The sequence below is a fragment of the Enterobacter sp. BIDMC 29 genome, assembly GCF_019378755.1.
GTDB classification, from domain to species: domain Bacteria; phylum Pseudomonadota; class Gammaproteobacteria; order Enterobacterales; family Enterobacteriaceae; genus Enterobacter; species Enterobacter ludwigii.
In genome coordinates this window covers 1,480,810-1,498,179 of the sequence record NZ_CP080000.1, presented here as the reverse complement: position 1 = coordinate 1,498,179, position 17,370 = coordinate 1,480,810, and the positions used below count along the sequence as shown (strand labels likewise).

General features: G+C 55.8%; 14 protein-coding genes. 7 read left to right on the top strand and 7 right to left on the bottom strand.

The genetic code is table 11. From position 1 onward, the window contains the following. Positions 1–2: 2 nt before the first annotated feature. The 3 genes from JTA15_RS06730 to JTA15_RS06720 form a co-directional block, all read right to left on the bottom strand. Complete coding sequence (locus tag JTA15_RS06730) at positions 3–989, bottom strand: MBL fold metallo-hydrolase (protein WP_219373020.1); 987 nt, start codon at positions 987–989, stop codon at positions 3–5. Positions 990–1,131: 142 nt separating this feature from the next. Further along, a complete protein-coding gene (locus JTA15_RS06725) occupies positions 1,132–1,875 on the bottom strand; it encodes a 5'-nucleotidase, lipoprotein e(P4) family (protein ID WP_370629323.1) in 744 nt (247 codons plus the stop codon). Between the two features lie 178 nt (positions 1,876–2,053). Continuing rightward, on the bottom strand, positions 2,054–2,581 hold the full coding sequence (locus tag JTA15_RS06720) for a GNAT family N-acetyltransferase (RefSeq protein ID WP_020884118.1): 528 nt from the start codon (positions 2,579–2,581) through the stop codon (positions 2,054–2,056). A 132-nt stretch (positions 2,582–2,713) separates the two neighbouring features. Between JTA15_RS06720 and treZ the strand changes: the two genes are divergently transcribed. Genes treZ through glgX form a run of 3 tightly spaced genes read left to right on the top strand, consistent with a single transcriptional unit; the run spans position 2,714 to position 9,058 of the window. Continuing rightward, a complete protein-coding gene (treZ, locus tag JTA15_RS06715) occupies positions 2,714–4,501 on the top strand; it encodes a malto-oligosyltrehalose trehalohydrolase (RefSeq protein WP_219373018.1) in 1,788 nt (595 codons plus the stop codon). Next, entirely contained in the window at positions 4,498–6,966 is a 2,469-nt protein-coding gene (gene treY / locus JTA15_RS06710) for a malto-oligosyltrehalose synthase (protein ID WP_219373017.1), read from the top strand. Before treZ ends, treY begins: the two co-directional genes overlap by 4 nt. Positions 6,967–6,982: 16 nt before the next feature. Next, positions 6,983–9,058 carry a glycogen debranching protein GlgX gene (glgX, locus tag JTA15_RS06705; RefSeq protein WP_049022553.1) on the top strand — a complete coding sequence of 692 codons (2,076 nt, stop codon included), beginning with the start codon at positions 6,983–6,985 and terminating at the stop codon, positions 9,056–9,058. On the opposite strand, the gene JTA15_RS06700 is transcribed toward glgX, so the two are convergent. Next, complete coding sequence (locus JTA15_RS06700; RefSeq protein WP_014170092.1) at positions 9,059–9,607, bottom strand: winged helix DNA-binding protein; 549 nt, start codon at positions 9,605–9,607, stop codon at positions 9,059–9,061. A 245-nt stretch (positions 9,608–9,852) separates the two neighbouring features. Here JTA15_RS06700 and JTA15_RS06695 point away from each other — a divergent pair, with 245 nt between their 5' ends. The 3 genes from JTA15_RS06695 to JTA15_RS06685 are packed head-to-tail and all read left to right on the top strand — an operon-like array spanning position 9,853 to position 12,580. Next, positions 9,853–10,575, top strand: coding sequence for a DUF969 domain-containing protein (locus JTA15_RS06695; protein ID WP_014170091.1), 723 nt, complete (start codon positions 9,853–9,855; stop codon positions 10,573–10,575). Further along, entirely contained in the window at positions 10,572–11,558 is a 987-nt protein-coding gene (locus tag JTA15_RS06690) for a DUF979 domain-containing protein (RefSeq protein WP_063156432.1), read from the top strand. Before JTA15_RS06695 ends, JTA15_RS06690 begins: the two co-directional genes overlap by 4 nt. A gap of 26 nt (positions 11,559–11,584) precedes the next feature. Further along, a complete protein-coding gene (locus JTA15_RS06685; RefSeq protein ID WP_049022554.1) occupies positions 11,585–12,580 on the top strand; it encodes a DUF2891 domain-containing protein in 996 nt (331 codons plus the stop codon). A 35-nt stretch (positions 12,581–12,615) separates the two neighbouring features. On the opposite strand, the gene JTA15_RS06680 is transcribed toward JTA15_RS06685, so the two are convergent. After that, positions 12,616–14,025, bottom strand: coding sequence for an MFS transporter (locus tag JTA15_RS06680; RefSeq protein ID WP_049022555.1), 1,410 nt, complete (start codon positions 14,023–14,025; stop codon positions 12,616–12,618). A 116-nt stretch (positions 14,026–14,141) separates the two neighbouring features. Here JTA15_RS06680 and JTA15_RS06675 point away from each other — a divergent pair, with 116 nt between their 5' ends. After that, a complete protein-coding gene (locus JTA15_RS06675; RefSeq protein ID WP_044859325.1) occupies positions 14,142–15,065 on the top strand; it encodes a LysR family transcriptional regulator in 924 nt (307 codons plus the stop codon). Here JTA15_RS06675 and JTA15_RS06670 read toward each other — a convergent pair. Next, entirely contained in the window at positions 15,052–16,512 is a 1,461-nt protein-coding gene (locus tag JTA15_RS06670) for a Cu(+)/Ag(+) sensor histidine kinase (protein ID WP_219373016.1), read from the bottom strand. The genes JTA15_RS06675 and JTA15_RS06670 overlap by 14 nt on opposite strands. After that, the gene (locus JTA15_RS06665; RefSeq protein WP_219373015.1) at positions 16,502–17,185 is read right to left on the bottom strand and encodes a copper/silver response regulator transcription factor; all 684 of its coding nucleotides are present in this window, start codon (positions 17,183–17,185) and stop codon (positions 16,502–16,504) included. Before JTA15_RS06665 ends, JTA15_RS06670 begins: the two co-directional genes overlap by 11 nt. Positions 17,186–17,370 lie beyond the last annotated feature (185 nt).

The following is a 17,370-nucleotide window of genomic DNA, read 5'->3' as shown; positions in this document are numbered from 1 at the left end:
TTTTACTTTGCGCTGTGGCTGTCGCGATTGGTGTAGGTGACGGGCACCCAGGCGTAACCGCCGTGCTCGCCTTTCGTGACGTAACCGATACCCGGGAACGGCAGGTGGGGGGCTGCGACAAGGTCTCTGTTTTTCACAAAATCAGCAAAAGCATCCTGGCGGACACGTGCCGCACCGTCCTGATCCTGGTCGTAGGCGATGGTCACGGCGGGCTGCGGGAACTGTACCGCCGCGACGTGGATAATATCGCCGACAAAGGTGATTTTCTCGCCTTTACTTTCCAGCGTATAGAAGGCTGATCCAGGCGTATGGCCCGGGTGAACCGTGCCGGTTATCCCGGGCAGAAGCTGCGAGGTTCCGGAAAAAGGAACCACCTTGCCGGCATCACGATACGGTTTTAAGGTTTTCTGCGCGACATCGAAGTAGTTCTGGTCGTAGCCGGTTTTTTTCTGATTATCGTTGTTAAAGAAAAAGTCGATGTCAGGTTTGCCGACAAAAACGCGCGCATTGGTAAACACCGCCTTGCCATCTTTAACCAGGCCACCGGCATGGTCGGAATGTGCATGGGTCAGTAAAATCTCGGTGATGTCCTGCGGCGCGATCCCCTGCGTTGCCAGACTCTCAATCAGCCGCCCGCCGTTACCGGGGCCAAAAAGCTGGCCTGAGCCGGTATCCACCAGAATCTTGTGGCCGGGCAGAGCAATCAGAAAAGCGTTAATGGACACCTCTACCGGGTTGGTCTGGAAATTTTGTGCGAGCAACGCATCGGTATTCTGCGGGGTCGTCCGACGAAGTAATTTGTGCAGGTCTTGCGCCACGGTACCGTCGGTAAACGAGGTCACCATAATATCGCCAACCTGCACACTGTACCCCCCGGCAGGCTGTTTAACCACGTGCTGGGGCGTTTCTGCCGAAGCCTGAAGCGCAGGGTAGAACAATAACGAACTGGAAATCAGCGTTGTCAGGGCAAGTTTTTTTACGGTCAGCATAAGGGTCTCCTTCAGAAAGAGCTCATCTTACTTCTCCGTAAAATTATATGAACCCGCCTGATAATGATAGGACCTATAAACGGGATGGATAGGTCGGGTCAAATGTCGGGTGGCAGCAATGTGCCACCCGGCAGGCCAGACGTTATTGCTTCAGCGGGGCTTTCCAGCCTTCAAGCGTGGCTTTTGACCACGAGCCATACGCGGCATTGGGCAGCACAATCCAGTCACTGCCAAAGCGATCGGCGCTGGCCTCAACGAGTTCACGCTGCGCTTCGCTCGGCTTTTTGTTTTTAAATTGCGCGGCGAAATCAGGCAGGCTGTCACCGAAGAGCATGATTATCTGCTGTTTCTTCAGGATGCTCTGGCGGCGGGCTTCTTTACTGACCGTATCGAGCAGAACGCTATCCTCTGAAACCTGCGGTAAGCCAAGGGATTTTAACGTATTGAGCGTATCTGCTTTGTTTTCCTGCATCCGGTCAGATACATAATAAATACGGACCTTGCTGTGATTCACGCGATCAAGAAACGCCTTCGCGCCAGGAATCAATCCCGGTTTTCCCTGCTTTTCCCAGTCACTCCAGGTGTCCCATTTCGTGTAGTCGTGGCACTGTTCGGCATCACGCGCCAGTAACGGGGTGTTATCCAGCACCGTTTCATCAAGATCCATCACAACGGCATAGTTCTCTGGCGTAGTCAGCCCTTTTATTTTTTCGTTAAAACGCTCGGTGGCGAAACGGTAGGTCTGCAGCTGAAGTGCCATGATTTCTGCCGATTTCTGTTGATAGCGCAGCGCCATCTCATACGCTTTCGGCTCACAGATTTCGTGGTCGGCTGCCGTGGCGGTCGCGCTCAAAACAGGTAATGCCAGCAGTAATGCCTTAGCCATTGAATTCACTCTTCTTTCCTTAACGTCATTGTCAAAATCATGTAAGCGTATTGAAAGTAAGTGACAGAAAAATGAAGGGAGGCAGGTGAGTCATATTCTGACGCACATTCCCTTGCGCGCCGGGTGGATAATTTTCAGACTAATCGCTTTCGTCCGCCAATATCCGTTAGAGCCAGGGTCAGATCAGCATGTAATACCAGAACAGGGCGATTTCGTCTTTTTCCGGTAATGCGTTGTAGAGGAAACGATCGTATCCGCCTAACGTAAAGCCATAATGACGGTAGAACAGGCAGGCAGAAACATTCACATTCTGGGTTTCAAGCCTTAATCCAGCCGCGTTGACGCTACGCGCCCACACGTGTGCGGCCGCCATCAATTTTTGCGCCGCGCCAGCTCTGCGTTTCGTGCGCTCAACGGCAATATAGTCAACGGCGATAAATTTATTCCAGCTCATTGACGCGGTGATAAAACCGGCAATTTCTCCCTCATCTGTTTCGGCCACAAGAAATATGGCATCCGGATTAACGCAATGATTTTCAAGGGTCTGCATATCGAGCTCATACGTTTTACGATAAGGCACGGCGACAGCGTCGATATGCAAATCACAATGTATAAAAGGCTCCCGCGCAACGTGACTGACAGTGAATGAAAAGTCACAGCATTCAAGACGTGCGAGGTCGGTATTTAATCCTTTTCGAATCTGCATGGTATTCCTTGTGGCGAATATTTTTATAAATAATAGATGAAGCCATTAAAACCGCTGGCGTAACACTCTTTTGATCCTGAACTAAGCTTGTACTTCATTCCGCGTAAAATGTGGGTCATTCGAGGACAATGAATGGAATTCAGGACATTTCAAAAACACTGGGGTGCTGAGTTTATTTCCAATGACGTTGTACGTTTTCGCGTCTGGGCAGAAGGACAGAAAGAACTTACGCTACGTCTGGCAGAAAACGACTTGCCAATGACGGCGGTCGGCAGCGGCTGGTTCCAGATTGACGTCCCCGGCGTCACGCACGGCACAGAGTATCAGTATGTTTTGCAGGACGGCATGGCCATTCCCGATCCGGCGTCGCGCGCCCAGGCTGGGGATGTTAACGGTCCCTCGGTTGTTATCGATGCCAGACGGTATCCGCCCGGCAACCGGGAGTGGGCAGGGCGTCCGTGGGAAGACACGGTGATTTACGAGCTGCACATCGGCACCTTTACCCCGGAGGGCACCTTCCGGGCCGCCATTGAAAAACTGCCTTACCTGGCTGAACTTGGCATTACCCAGATTGAAGTCATGCCCGTCTCACAGTTTGGCGGATCGCGCGGCTGGGGATATGACGGGGTATTGCTGTATGCACCGCACTCTGCCTATGGCACGCCAGAAGACTTCCACGCCTTTATCGATGCTGCGCATGGGCTTGGGCTTTCTGTCGTGCTGGATATTGTGCTTAACCACTTCGGCCCGGAAGGGAATTATCTGCCTGTGCTGTCACCCGCGTTTTTCGACGCGGAACGGATGACGCCCTGGGGCAACGGGATTGCTTACGAGACTGGCCCGGTCAGGCAATACATTACCGAAGCCCCGCTGTTCTGGCTGACGGAATACCATCTTGATGGATTACGGTTTGATGCCATCGACCAGATTGAAGACGCATCGGATAAACATATCCTGCAGGAGATTGCCGAACGCATTCGCGAGGCTATCCCCGGGCGGCAGATCCATCTCACCACCGAAGACAGCCGTAACGTTATCTTCCTGCATCCGCGTGACGCACACGGTGCGACCCCGCTTTTTACCGCGGAGTGGAACGATGACTTTCACAATGCCGCGCATGTCTTTGCCACCGGCGAAACGCATGCGTACTACCAGGATTTTGCCTTTGAACCGGAGAAAAAACTCGCCCGTGCGCTGACGGAAGGTTTTGTCTATCAGGGCGAGGTTTCTCTCCAGACCGGCAAATCGCGCGGCGTGGAATGTCACACGCAGCCGCCACAGTTTTTTGTCGATTTTATTCAAAACCACGATCAAACCGGCAACCGCGCTCAGGGAGAGAGACTGATCGCCCTTGCGGGGGCCGATAAAACACGGGTGTTGCTTGCTGCACTGCTGCTTTCGCCCCATATTCCGCTGCTGTTTATGGGGGAAGAGTTTGGTGAAACCAATCCGTTTTTGTTCTTTACCGATTTTCACGGTGAGCTTGCCAAAGCAGTGAGAGAAGGGCGCGCAAAAGAGTTTACCGGCCATGCCGGGCACGATGCGTCCGTCCCCGACCCCAATGACGTGCAGACCTTTGTTCGCTCTAAAATTGACTGGAATAAGGTCGCCACCGATGACGGTAAAACGTGGCTTCGCTTCACGCGAACGCTGCTGACGTTGCGCCATCGTCATATCGTTCCGTTACTGCGAAAGGGCGTCACGGTGGAAGGCAAGGTCATCAGGACGGCGCCCGGCATGATTGCAGTGAGCTGGCGATTCCCGACCGGAACGTTGTCTCTGGCGTTCAATACCGGCAATAAGGCTGTTGATGTGCCTGCACTGGCAGGAGAAACGCTCTTTAGCTGGCCGGAGGTGAACGAGGTGTTACCGCCGAACAGTATTGTTGTTCGCTTTGCTGATGGAGAAGCATCGTTATGATCCCTTCCGCGACCTACCGTATTCAGTTCCGTAACGGCATGACGTTTGACCGTGTCGTGGAACTGGTGCCGTATATGAAAGATCTCGGCATCAGCCATCTTTACGCCTCACCTGTGTTCACCGCCACGACCGGCTCTACGCACGGCTATGACGTGACCGACCCGAATGAAATTGACCCCGCCATTGGCGGACGAGAAGGATTCGACCGTATGGCGGCCGCGCTCAGGCAGGCGGGAATGGGCTTGATACTGGATATTGTGCCTAACCACATGTCGACCTCGCTGGAGAATCACTGGTGGCGAGACGTGATTGAGCATGGCAAACAGAGCCGCTACGCACGCTATTTCGATATTGACTGGTCACGGCCGCTTACGCTGCCGTTTCTGGGCGACACCTTTGAGGCGGAGCTTGAGAAGGGCGCCATCACTGTAAAACGTGACCCTGTCACGGACAAAGCCGCGCTGGTCTACTACGACACCGCCTATCCTCTTAACCCGGGTACCTTTGTGGAGGGTAAAAGCATTGCGGCGCTGCACGAGGCCCAGAGCTGGAGGCTGATGTCCTGGCGTGAAGCCCCGAAACAGCTCTCGTGGCGGCGTTTCTTCGAAATCACCGGCCTGGTGGGCGTGCGGGTTGAAGACGCGTCGGTATTTAGTGATACACACCGATTGATCCTTGAACTGGTTCATTCTGGCGTCGTTGACGGTCTGCGAATTGACCATATCGACGGTCTGGCCGATCCGCTGGGCTATCTGCAGCGTCTGCGCCAGGCAACCGGACCGGCCTGTTACATCACAGTTGAAAAAATTCTCGCCAAAGGGGAACAGCTGCCCGTCGAATGGCCAGTCTCCGGCACCACGGGGTACGAGTTTATTGCCTCGCTGGCGGAAGTTCTGGTGGACGACAGCCGCCTTGACCGCCTGGAGAAAATCCATGACGACACGCTCGGGGAAACCGTTGATCGGTTTGCAGCGTTACGGGATGCCAAAGGGCTGATGACCGATCGCAATTTTGAGGGCGAATTCACTACCCTGTTAACTATCGCCATCGATCTTGCCCGACGCAATGCGGTTGAACTGCAACCCGACGAGATCCACCATGCGTTGCGCGAGTTGCTGATCGCGTTTCCGGTGTATCGGACCTACGGCACCCGTGAAGGATTAACCGCCTCTGACGTGGCGCTGCTCAATCGCGTTGTCGCAAGCGTTAACACTTCTGAAGCGGCCCTGAGCCTGATCGTGTGCATTCTCACCGGCGATCTTCCAGAAAATTGCCACGACGACGCGGCACGTTTCAGAACCCGCTTCCAGCAACTCACCGGGCCACTGATGGCGAAATCCGTGGAAGATACGCTGTTCTTTCGCCATAACCTGGAGCTGGCGCTTAACGAAGTGGGGGCAGACCCGACGCCGCGCGCCTTTTCGCTATCGCGTTTTCATCAGGAAATGCGCATCCGTCTTGCCCGTCAGCCTGACGCCTTACTCGGGACATCCACCCATGACACGAAGCGCGGTGAAGATGCCCGGGCACGCCTCTATACCCTGACGGAAGCGCCGGAACAATGGGGCGAAAATCTGGCCCGCTGGCGGCAGATGAATCAAACCCACGTGCGTTTTCTGAGCGACGGTACCGCGCCGAACGCTGCCGATACCTGGATGATTTATCAGGCTCTGGCCGGCGTCTGGCCCGCCACGCTGTCACCTGACGATGTCGACGGGCTGAAATCACTCGAAGAGCGCTTCCTCGGCTTCCTGGAGAAAGCGCTGCGCGAAGCCAAACAACGCACAGACTGGATAGACAGCAACGAAAGCTATGAGAGCGTGGTGCTGAGCTACGCCCGGCATCTGCTTTCACCGGACAACACGCTGTTCCTGAAAGATTTCAGTGAGGCGATGCAGCCCTTTATCCGTGCCGGGCTGATGAACAGCCTCAGCCAGACGGTGATCAAACTCACTGCTCCTGGGGTACCGGACATCTATCAGGGCTGCGAAGCGCTTAACTTTAGCCTTGTCGACCCGGATAACCGACGGGAACCGGATTTCCCCGCGCTGGTGCACCACCTCAGCACGGCGGATGCCGGGGTATTTGCCCGCCCGGAATGCTGGCGAGACGGAAGTGTTAAGCAATATGTCACCGCCACGCTGTTACGGCTTCGTCCGCATTATGCCGCGCTATTCCATTACGGTGACTGGCTGCCGCTGAAGGTGAGCGGCGAGCGGGCGGAGAACCTGATTGTTTACGCACGCGTGAAAGACGAGGTGGCGCTGATTGTTGCCGTGCCGCGGCTGGTCTTCGACGTGACAACCCATGAAGCACTGTGGGCCAATACCACTATTGCTATACCCGATGCGCTGGCAGGAAAACGCTACCGGGATCTGTTCACCGGTGAAAGCCGGGTTCTGCAAGAGACGCTGGATGTAACGTCTGAAACGGGATGCTTAATGGTTCTGCTTACCTGCGAATGATCGTGGAGAACAAAAAATGCCAAAGGATAATACGTTTGAAATTCGGGCCGGTCATGGCCAGCAGCAAGGCGCAAATTATGACGGGAAGGGGGTCAACTTTGCGCTGTTTTCAGCACATGCGGAGCGAGTTGAGCTCTGTCTGTTTGACCCTTCAGGAAAAACCGAAATCGCCCGGCTGGAGCTGCCGGAATATACCCATGAAGTGTGGCACGGCTATGTGCCGGACCTGAAGCCTGGCGCGCTGTACGGCTATCGTGTTTACGGCCCCTATGACCCGGAAAACGGGCATCGCTTCAACCCCAATAAACTGCTTATCGATCCGTATGCCCGTGAACTGGTGGGCGATATCGACTGGAACGACGCCCATTTCGGCTATGAGCTGGGTCATGACGATCTCGACCTCAGTTTTGATACCCGCGACAGCGCGCCGTTCACGCCAAAATGCAAGGTCATCGACCCCAATGCTTTTGACTGGCAGGATGATAACCGGCCAACCATTCCGTGGCCGAATACCGTTGTGTATGAGAGCCACGTGAAGGGCTTTACCCAGCTTAACCCGGCGATCCCGCCTGAACTGCGCGGTACGTTTGAAGGGATGGGACACAAAGCCTCGGTCGATTACATCAAAAGCCTTGGCATCACCTCGGTTGAACTGCTTCCGGTTCACTGGTTCCCGGACGATCAACACCTGCTCGACAGGGGGCTGAAAAACTTCTGGGGCTACAACACGCTCGGCTTCTTTGCACCGGCGTCACGCTATTACGGTCCGGCGGGGATCCAGGGTTTTCGCGATATGGTGCGCGCCTACCATGACGCAGGCATCGAGGTGATCCTCGATGTTGTCTATAACCACACGGCAGAAGGCAATGAGCTCGGCCCAACGCTGTCGTTTAAGGGCATCGACAACTTCAGCTATTACCGCACCTTACCCGATCAACACCGGTATTACATTAACGACACCGGCACGGGGAATACGGTGAATACCTCCCACCCGAGAGTGCTGCAGATGGTGATGGATTCGCTGCGCTACTGGGCCGAATCGATGCATATTGACGGTTTCCGTTTCGACCTCGGGACAATTCTGGGCCGTGAGCCCGAAGGCTTTGATCCGCGCGGTGGCTTTTTCGATGCCGTCACGCAGGATCCGGTGTTATCCCGTCTGAAGCTGATTGGTGAGCCCTGGGATATCGGCCCCGGTGGTTATCAGGTCGGCGGCTTCCCGCCAGGCTGGGGGGAGTGGAACGACAAATACCGCGATACCGTACGTGAGTACTGGAAGGGCGATAACGTGTCTAACGACTTCGCCGCGCGCCTGCTCGGTTCCGGTGACTTGTACGACCTGCGCGGACGCCGTCCGTGGGCCAGCATCAACTTTATCACCGCCCACGACGGCTTTACGTTGAATGACCTGGTGTCTTACAACGAAAAGCATAATGCCGACAATGGTGAAGACAATAACGACGGGCATAACGATAACCGGTCGTATAACTACGGAGAGGAAGGGCCGACAGAGAATCCGGATATTATCGCTACCCGGGAGCGGCAGAAGCGTAATTTCCTCACCACGCTGTTGTTCTCTCACGGCACGCCAATGCTGCTGGCCGGGGACGAGTTTGGCCGTACGCAAAAGGGGAACAATAACGGGTATTGCCAGGACAGCGAGATCTCCTGGATCGACTGGAAGGGGTTATCGGAAAACGACACCGCCTTGCGCGACTTTACCCGCCATCTGATTGCCCTTCGCGCGAAACAGCCGTTGCTGCGGCGTGAAAGCTGGCGCGACGGGCTTGAGATCCGCTGGTTTAACGCCGGCGGCGGCCCGCAGCAGGATGAGCAGTGGGATGAAGGTTCCACCCTCGGCGTATCCATCAGCAGACCGGACCTCAGACAGGAGCCGGGCCTCTGGCACGATGTGCTGATGCTGTTTAACCCGTTTGAAGGCACCGTACCGTTCCAGATCCCCCAGTTTGGCGAAGGAGGCTGGGTACTGGAACTCTCCACGGCGGATGACGTTGTCCCCGGGACGGTCATCACCAAAGCCGTGGAATATAATCTGGCCGGACGAAGTATTTCGCTTTTCAGACGCCCTTAACTACAGTGATGCCGCCGCCCGCGCGGCGGTGTCATACAGGGAAGATATGGTCCGGAGCAGCTGCGCGGTGTCACCTATAGACGCTCCGGAAATCCCGCTCTCCGCATGGATATTGATCAGGCACGCTTCCCGCACGTCGCGGTATTTCATGCATAGCGCTTTCCCTTCCTCCGTCGTTGAGAAATAGAGCTCTTTTCCGGCTTTTTCACTCGTCACGTAGCCCGCCTTGACCAGCTTCTTCAGTGCATACGTCACCACATGGGTATCTTCCACGTTCAGGACAAAACAGATGTCGGCCAGCTTTTTCTTGCGATCGCGGTGGTTCACGTGATGCAGAAGCGAGACATCAAAAGCGCCCATATCTGGCTCACCGGCGGCGGTCATGCAGCGCACCATCCATTTGTTAAACGCGTTGCTGGTCATGATCAACGCGTACTCCAGCTCTGATAATTCCGCGCAACGTTCCGATACCAGATGGCGAGAGGACACGATACGGCCATCGGTTATATCGTCGTGATTTGATGATCCAGCACTCTTCTTTGCAGTCATAACGTTCCTTACGGGGGGGTGACGTTGGCCCGGAAATGTAAACTCATCGATAAAATAAGAACATTTTATTGATAAATTGTTTACATGTTTTTGTGGTTCAGATATAGCTTTTTAGTGCAGGTTCTGCAGAGCCTGACGCAAAACACAACATCGCGCGCCGCACTGCATCCCGCTTCGCCATGATGCGAAGTATTAAAAAAATAGCCGCCGGCGCGCAACGCTCACTTTGGATAGGGTAAACGTTTATGGACGGTTCGACACTGTTGCCGCTCATCGGTATACCGGTGGTGGTTATTGGTTTTGCTCTGCGTTTCAACCCGCTACTGGTGGTTGTGGTGGCGGGGCTGGCTACCGGACTGCTGGTTGGCATGGATTTTGGGATGTTGCTTGAGACCTTTGGCGAGAAGTTCGTCAACAGTCGTTCCCTGGCAACCTTTATTCTGATCCTGCCGGTTATTGGCCTGCTGGAATATTACGGGTTGAAAGAGCGGGCACAGGCGTGGGTGGCAAAGATTGCCAGCGCCACCTCGGCACGTATTCTGATGCTCTATTTTGTGGCGCGTGAAGGGACGGCCGCGCTGGGATTGATGTCGCTGGGTGGGCATGCTCAGACCGTTCGTCCGCTGCTGGCACCGATGGCCGAAGGCGCAGCGCTCAATGAGTATGGCGAACTGCCGCAACATATCCGGGACAAGATCAAAGCGCATGCCGCGGCGTGCGACAACATCGCGGTTTTCTTTGGCGAAGATATTTTTATCGCGTTTGGCGCGGTGCTGCTGATCGACGCTTTCCTGAAAGAGAATGGGATACAGGGCATTGAACCGTTGCATATCGGTCTGTGGGCCATTCCGACCGCCATCGCGGCATTGATTATTCATATGACGCGCCTGTTGCGTCTGGATGCCAGCATCCGTCGTGACGTTATGTCCTGGCGCGCTGAGCAGGGTACACAGGAGATCGCGCCATGATGACCCTGATCACCATTAACCGCGTGTATTACCTGATCGGCTTTGTCGTGATGATGCTGGTCGTGATGACCCTGCGCGATCGCGCGAATCCTAAACGTTTTACCACCGCGCTATTCTGGTTCCTGTTCGGCGGGATCTTCCTGTTTGGCGACCTGATGGTGCAGGAGCTGGGCAAATCCCTTGCTTATCGAATTATCGGCGGCGGCGTCATTGTGATTGCTCTGCTGGCGGGCTTTGGTCTTGTCGGCAAAGGGCACTATAAAATGGCTACCGATGCCGAGCGCGAAGCCTCGTCAACGCGGCTGAAAAACTGGCTGTTCCTGCCTGCGCTGATGATCCCGGTGGTTACGGTGATCGGGACATTATTCCTGAAAGGGGTGTCGATAGGGGGCGTATTCCTTCTTGACCAGAAACAGCTCACGCTGGCGGCACTGTGCGTCGCCTGTGTGGCGGCGATCCTGACTGGCTGGTGGCTGACAAAAGGCACACCCTTGCAGGCTATTCGCCAGTCCCGGCGCCTGGTCGACACCATTGGCTGGGCGGTGATTTTGCCACAGATGCTGGCCATGCTGGGCGGGGTATTTGTGGTGGCGAACACCGGCGAGTCAGTCCAGAAGGTCGTAAGCCTGTTTGTGAACCCCGACAGCCGGTTCATGCTGGTGGTGATTTACTGCGTGGGCATGGCGCTTTTCACCATGATCATGGGCAACGCCTTCGCGGCATTCCCGGTGCTCAGCGCCGGTATCGCCTTGCCGTTCCTGATTAACGTTCATCATGGTAACCCGGCACCGCTGCTGGCGATTGGCATGTACGCGGGCTACTGCGGCACGCTGATGACGCCGATGGCGGCCAACTTTAATATCGTTCCGGCCGCGCTGCTGGAGCTTAAAGATAAGTACCAGGTGATCAAGATCCAGATCCCAACGGCGTTAACCCTGCTGGTGGTCAACGTGTTCTTAATGTATTTCCTCGTTTTTCGCTAAGCGCGGCAACGATCTAAGGAGCTGATATGGAATTAACGCAACACCAGGCCGACGCGTTTGCCCGCATGCCTTTGACCTATTTACGCCAGGAATATCCGAACCACATTATGCACCTGCTTAATGATGATGGTGATGTCCTGCCACCCCGCGAACTGCACCCCATTTTTTATGGCTGCTTCGACTGGCACTCGGCGGTGCACGGCTACTGGCTGCTGCTGCGCTGCGTGCGGCTTTACCCTGAACTGTCGTGCCGGGATGAAATTGTCGCCCTGTTTGATGAACACATCACGCAGGAGAAGGTGGCGAAAGAGCTGGCCTATTTCAAGGCACCGTTTCGCGCCTCGTTCGAGCGCCCTTATGGCTACGGCTGGCTTCTGGCGCTGGCGCAGGAGCTGAAGCAATCCGCGTTACCTCAGGCCGCCAGCTGGCATCAGACACTGCAGCCGTTAACGCAGGACATTCGCGACAGGCTGGTGGATTACCTCAGCAAGCTCACCTATCCGATCCGTGTCGGTACGCATTACAACACCGCTTTTGCGCTGGCGCTGGGGATTGATTACGCCCGTGCAGTGCAGGATAACGCCCTTGAACAGGCTATTCTGACCGCGGCGACGCGCTTTTATCTGGCTGACACGCATTACCCGGCTCACTATGAACCGGGTGGTGATGAGTACATTTCCGGCGCGCTGACGGAAGCGCTGTTGATGAGTAAGGTGGCGGAGCATTTCCCGACGTGGTTTGACGCCTTTCTTCCTGATGTGGGGTCTGTTTCGGCCCTGATGCACCCGGCAGAGGTGAGCGATCGTACCGACCCGAAAATTGCCCATCTGGATGGGTTAAACCTCAGCCGCGCCTGGTGCATGAAGCATATTGCCCGCGCGTTGCCGGATAACCATCCGGGACAACAGGCGCTGCGCGAGGCAGTCAACCGACATCTGGCGGCAAGCGTCGAGCATGTGGTGGGAAGCCACTACAGCGGCGGACACTGGCTGGCGAGTTTTGCGCTGCTGGCGCTGGAGTAAATCACAGGTGCAGCGCGTAGTGCGCTGCACCGTGTTTATGCCGTAGCCTGACGCGTGGCGCGCAGCCGGCTCACGCTAAACACGACGGAAACCGCCGAAGCAAAGACCGCAATCCACAGTGAATAATGAACGGCCCGATCGTCAAAAGTCGGCTGATTCTGCGTTGTGGCCAGCAGAACGCCGACCACGGCAGCCCCCAGGCATTGTCCAAACGTCCGCACGATAGCCAGTACACCGGATGCGTAGCTGGCATACTCCCGCACCACGTTAGAGAGCATTTCCCGGTTATTGGGACTCTGGAAACAGCCAAAACCAATCCCGCACACCAGGCTTCGCAGGCAGATATTCCATGCGGAAGGGCTGGCGGGCAGTGTCGCGAGCAGGATCAACCCCACCACAAACACGAATAGCCCGAGGGTAGATATCAGCGGGGCTGAAATTGTGTCTGCCCAGCGGCCCGCATGCGGCGCAATCAGTACGATACCTATCGGCCAGGGCGTGAACAGCAGCGCGGAGACCACCGGACTGTAGCCATATACGCTCTGAAACAGGAACGGCAGGGCGATAAAGGTGATGCCCTGGCTCACAAACGAGGCCAGCGACGTGAGCGCGGCGAGCGTAAAGCGTCCGTTGTGGAAAATAACGGGAGGCAGTATGGGGCTTCGGGCGCGGCGAATATGCCAGACAAAGGTGATGGCGCTAATCGTGGCGAGCAGCGCCCAGCTGATGGCCTCGTGGCTGATGTGGTGCGAAGCACGCTGGAAACTGTTGGCCGTCATGATCATCGCCCCCAACAGGACCGCGGAGAGCAGTGCCCCCGGGGCATCGAACGGAAAAGGATCTGAAGCCGGTTGTCGTGGTAAGGCCTTCCAGGCCAACAGCAGGGCAATCGTTCCGGGAACAAGGTTAATGGCGAATAACCACTGCCAGCGCAGTACGTCCAGGATCGTCCCGCCCAGTACGGGTGCAATGGCCGTGCTGGAGGCGATCAGCAGAGCGTGCAGTCCCAGAATGCGGCCAAGCAGTCGACCGGGAAAGACGGCGCGCAGTATCGCTGGGGCAATACTCAGTGTGGCCGCCCCGCCAATCCCCTGCAAAATCCGCATCCCGATCAGCATGTCCGGGGTGCGGGCCAGCGCGCAGCCGAGCGAGGTGAGTGTAAAGACGGCAAGTCCGGTCAGAAACACCGGGCGGTAGCCAACCCGGGCCGCCAGGGCAGCGAAGATGGCCAGAGTCATGGCCGCGGACAACAGATACCCATTGGCGAACCAGACGGCCACATTCGCGGGCACCTGCATCGCGCTTGCCATCGAAGGCAAGGCGATGTTGATCATGGTGCCATCAAAAACGCCCATCAGCGTGGTGGTCATTACCGCGGCCATCACCCGGGCGCGTTCATGGCCGGGCAATCCTTCGTCGCCGGGCTGGTTTGAAAATAGCGTCATCGTCGTAACTCCGGAAAGAATGTTGATGACGAAACTATAATCATGGGATATACAAGGCGGAAGACGCAGCAGTTGCACTGTTCAGTTGCATACAACGCCTTATCTGAGGATGCATCATGTCCGATCCGGATTTTAATTTGCTTGTCGCCCTCGACGTCCTGCTGGCCGAAGCCAGCGTGGCGGGCGCGGCGCGGCGTTTAAACCTGAGTACGTCAGCCATGAGCCGTACTCTGAGCCGGCTGCGAGAGGTGACCGGCGACCCGATCCTGGTGCGGGCAGGGCGTAATATGGTGCTGACGCCCTGGGCCGAGGCCACCAGGGAGCGAGCCAGAGGGGCCGTGTATGAGGCAAGAGCCGTACTGCAGCCCTCCACTGAAACGCTGAAGGTGGAAAACCTCGAGCGGCTGTTCACCATCAGAGCCAATGATGGTTTTGTGGTTGCATTTGGCCCATTGCTGATTGCCGCTGTGGCCGAAGCTGCGCCCGATGTGTGTATTCGGTTCTCGCCGAAGCCCGAGAAAACGTCACGTTATCTGCGGGAAGGGCTGGTTGACCTGGAAATTGGCGTGCAGAGCAACATGGGACCTGAAATACGCCTGCAGCGATTATTTCAGGATCGGTTCATTGCCGCGGTGCGTAAGGGACATCCGCTGGCGGCACACCCCACGGTCAGCCTTCACGATTATGTTTCCTGGGGCCACGTGGTTGCCGCACCCGACGGATCGCTACACGGCTTTGTCGACGATGCGCTGGCAGAAGTGGGGATGAAGCGCAAAATTGCCAGCGTCGTGCCCGGTTTCCCGACGGCGTTATCCGTGGCGCTGGCGTCCGATCTGATCGCCATGGTTCCGGCATTGTATCTGTTGAACCAGCCGATGGCGCAGAGTGTGCATGTCTTTGAACTGCCGTTTAAAACCCGAACCATTACGGTATCGCAGATGTGGCACCCGCGAATGGAAAGGGATCCGGGGCACCGCTGGCTGAGAGAGAAAGTGCTGGACGTGTGTCGGGCTGTGCAGCAACCACTCAGTGCTGAGTAACCCGCTTAGGCACGGACAAGATAAAGCGCGTCGACTGAGCATCCGATTCGACGCGGACTTTACCATGATGCGCGGTGACAATTGACTTCACAATGGCAAGACCAATCCCGCTGCCTTCGCCTTTTCGCTGCCTTGAAGGATCCACCCGGTAAAAACGGTCAAACAGCCTGGGTAGATGTTCTTGCGGGACAGGTTTCCCGGGGTTGGCAATCATCAGCTCAAAATCGTTTTCCCGTTCGGCGATTGAGACGGTCACCGTCTTGCCTTCCGGCGTATAGCGCAGGGCATTGGATAACAGGTTGTTGATTGCGCGTCTGAACATCTGCGGATCGCCTTCGATCAGGCAGGGCATCCCGTGAAACGTCAGCGTGATATGACGTTCTTCCGCCCAGGCCTCGAAGAAATCAAAGACTTTAATGACCTCCGCGCTTAAATCAAACATCACCCTGTCCGGGATCAGCTGATTGTTATCCGCCTGCGCCAGGAACAGCATATCGCTGACCATCCGGGTCATCCGGTTATACTCTTCAAGGCTGGAGTAGAGGATATCTTCCAGCTCTTTCGGCGTCCGGTTCTGGCTGAGTGCGATTTCAGTCTGGGTCACCAGATTGGTGATGGGGGTTCTGATTTCGTGGGCGATATCGGCAGAAAAATTCGCCTGGCGGGTGAACACATCTTCAATCTTTTCAATCATATGGTTGAACGAAATCACCAGTTGCTCCAGTTCAACCGGAACGCGCGACGGTTCCAGCCTCGCATCGAGATTTTCAGAGGTGATATTTTTAATGGCATTGCTGACGTTACGCAGCGGCAGGTGTCCCTGACGGACCGCGATTCGAATGATAAGAATAATCAGCAGGCTGATCACCACGGCAATCGCAATCAGGTTCTTTTTCAGCGCATCGAGGTAATGGAGATGGAAATTAATTGAAAGCCCGATCAGCATAACGTAATTCTGCGCTTTTCCCTGCAGCGTTGCCGTGCCTGACGAGGCGATAATCCGGTACGTGTCACTTTTCATCTCAGCACCGGAATGACGCTGCAGGGTGGGGGCATCCACCGTCCAGAGAAACACATCCCGTGCCCGGCTGTGCGTGCTGAACGCCGCCGTGTTCACGGCAGGGCGTAACGCTGCCCCCTGCGCCGTACTGAACAACACCTCCCCACGCGCGTCGAGAAGCAGAACCGCAACGTTACGATAGCTGGCAATTGACTCTTTGATTTTACTGATTTTCTTCTCGTCCGGATCTGCCGGGGACTGCAGGATACGGTGCATCGCGGTACTGATTTGCTGCAGATCGTTGATATCCTGCTCGGCAAAATGCTTTTCAACGGAGTGCAGCATAAACCAGGTGAAGGCGAAAAATGCCAGTATCGTGGAGAGGCTGATAAAAAACGTTAGCCTGAGGGCTAATGAAAAAGGGCGTCCGGGTAATTTAACGCGCATCCGGTGCCTCCAGCATGTACCCCACGCCGCGGACCGTCTGGATCAGCTTCGGCTCATAATCATTGTCTATTTTCGCGCGAAGCCGTTTGACGGCGACATCAATCGCGTTGGTGTCGCTGTCAAAATTCATGTCCCAGACCTGGGATGCGATCAGGGAGCGGGGCAGCACTTCCCCCTGGTGTCGCATAAAAAACTCCAGCAGGCTGAACTCTTTACTGGTCAGCAGGATACGGTTCCCCGCGCGGATCACCTTTCTGGACACGAGATCAATCATCAGATCAGCCACCTGAAACTGGCTTTCCGTGATCACCGTATTGCCCCGTCGCAGAAGCGTCCTGACGCGGGCGAGCAGCTCCGCAAAGGCAAAGGGTTTGATCAGGTAATCATCCGCGCCCAGTTCAAGACCCTTCACCCGGTGTTCAATAGTGCCAAGGGCTGAGAGTAACAGAACCGGCATTCCCTTCCCGGCAGAACGTAACATGCGGATGATATCCCAGCCGTTCACGTCGGGAAGCATGATATCCAGAATCAGGAGGTCATACTCGGCGGTCATGGCGAGATGATATCCGGTCAGGCCATTGTCAGCGTGGTCCACCACAAACCCCGCCTCAGTCAGCCCCTTGCTGAGGTACTCCCCGGTTTTTATCTCGTCTTCAACGATCAGTATTTTCATCTTGCTCCCCTGACTGGCTGCTCTGGACATTCTAGAGAGCCTCAAACCGTTATCAATGACTTACGTTAAGAATGACAACATTGTCATTATCCTGTCACCAGGCAAACAGGAAGCACGCTGTAGAGTAACCCTGGTAATACTCTGGACTTCATTTGAAACATTTACCAGGCCTGCCTGGACGAGAA

Bases quoted from the DNA above. Each gene is read 5' to 3' on its own strand.
- JTA15_RS06730 (WP_219373020.1), bottom strand. From the start codon at position 989: ATGCTGACCGTAAAAAAACTTGCCCTGACAACGCTGATTTCCAGTTCG.
- JTA15_RS06725 (WP_370629323.1), bottom strand. From the start codon at position 1,875: ATGGCTAAGGCATTACTGCTGGCATTACCTGTTTTGAGCGCGACCGCC.
- JTA15_RS06720 (WP_020884118.1), bottom strand. From the start codon at position 2,581: ATGCAGATTCGAAAAGGATTAAATACCGACCTCGCACGTCTTGAATGC.
- treZ (WP_219373018.1), top strand. From the start codon at position 2,714: ATGGAATTCAGGACATTTCAAAAACACTGGGGTGCTGAGTTTATTTCC.
- treY (WP_219373017.1), top strand. From the start codon at position 4,498: ATGATCCCTTCCGCGACCTACCGTATTCAGTTCCGTAACGGCATGACG.
- glgX (WP_049022553.1), top strand. From the start codon at position 6,983: ATGCCAAAGGATAATACGTTTGAAATTCGGGCCGGTCATGGCCAGCAG.
- JTA15_RS06700 (WP_014170092.1), bottom strand. From the start codon at position 9,607: ATGACTGCAAAGAAGAGTGCTGGATCATCAAATCACGACGATATAACC.
- JTA15_RS06695 (WP_014170091.1), top strand. From the start codon at position 9,853: ATGGACGGTTCGACACTGTTGCCGCTCATCGGTATACCGGTGGTGGTT.
- JTA15_RS06690 (WP_063156432.1), top strand. From the start codon at position 10,572: ATGATGACCCTGATCACCATTAACCGCGTGTATTACCTGATCGGCTTT.
- JTA15_RS06685 (WP_049022554.1), top strand. From the start codon at position 11,585: ATGGAATTAACGCAACACCAGGCCGACGCGTTTGCCCGCATGCCTTTG.
- JTA15_RS06680 (WP_049022555.1), bottom strand. From the start codon at position 14,025: ATGACGCTATTTTCAAACCAGCCCGGCGACGAAGGATTGCCCGGCCAT.
- JTA15_RS06675 (WP_044859325.1), top strand. From the start codon at position 14,142: ATGTCCGATCCGGATTTTAATTTGCTTGTCGCCCTCGACGTCCTGCTG.
- JTA15_RS06670 (WP_219373016.1), bottom strand. From the start codon at position 16,512: ATGCGCGTTAAATTACCCGGACGCCCTTTTTCATTAGCCCTCAGGCTA.
- JTA15_RS06665 (WP_219373015.1), bottom strand. From the start codon at position 17,185: ATGAAAATACTGATCGTTGAAGACGAGATAAAAACCGGGGAGTACCTC.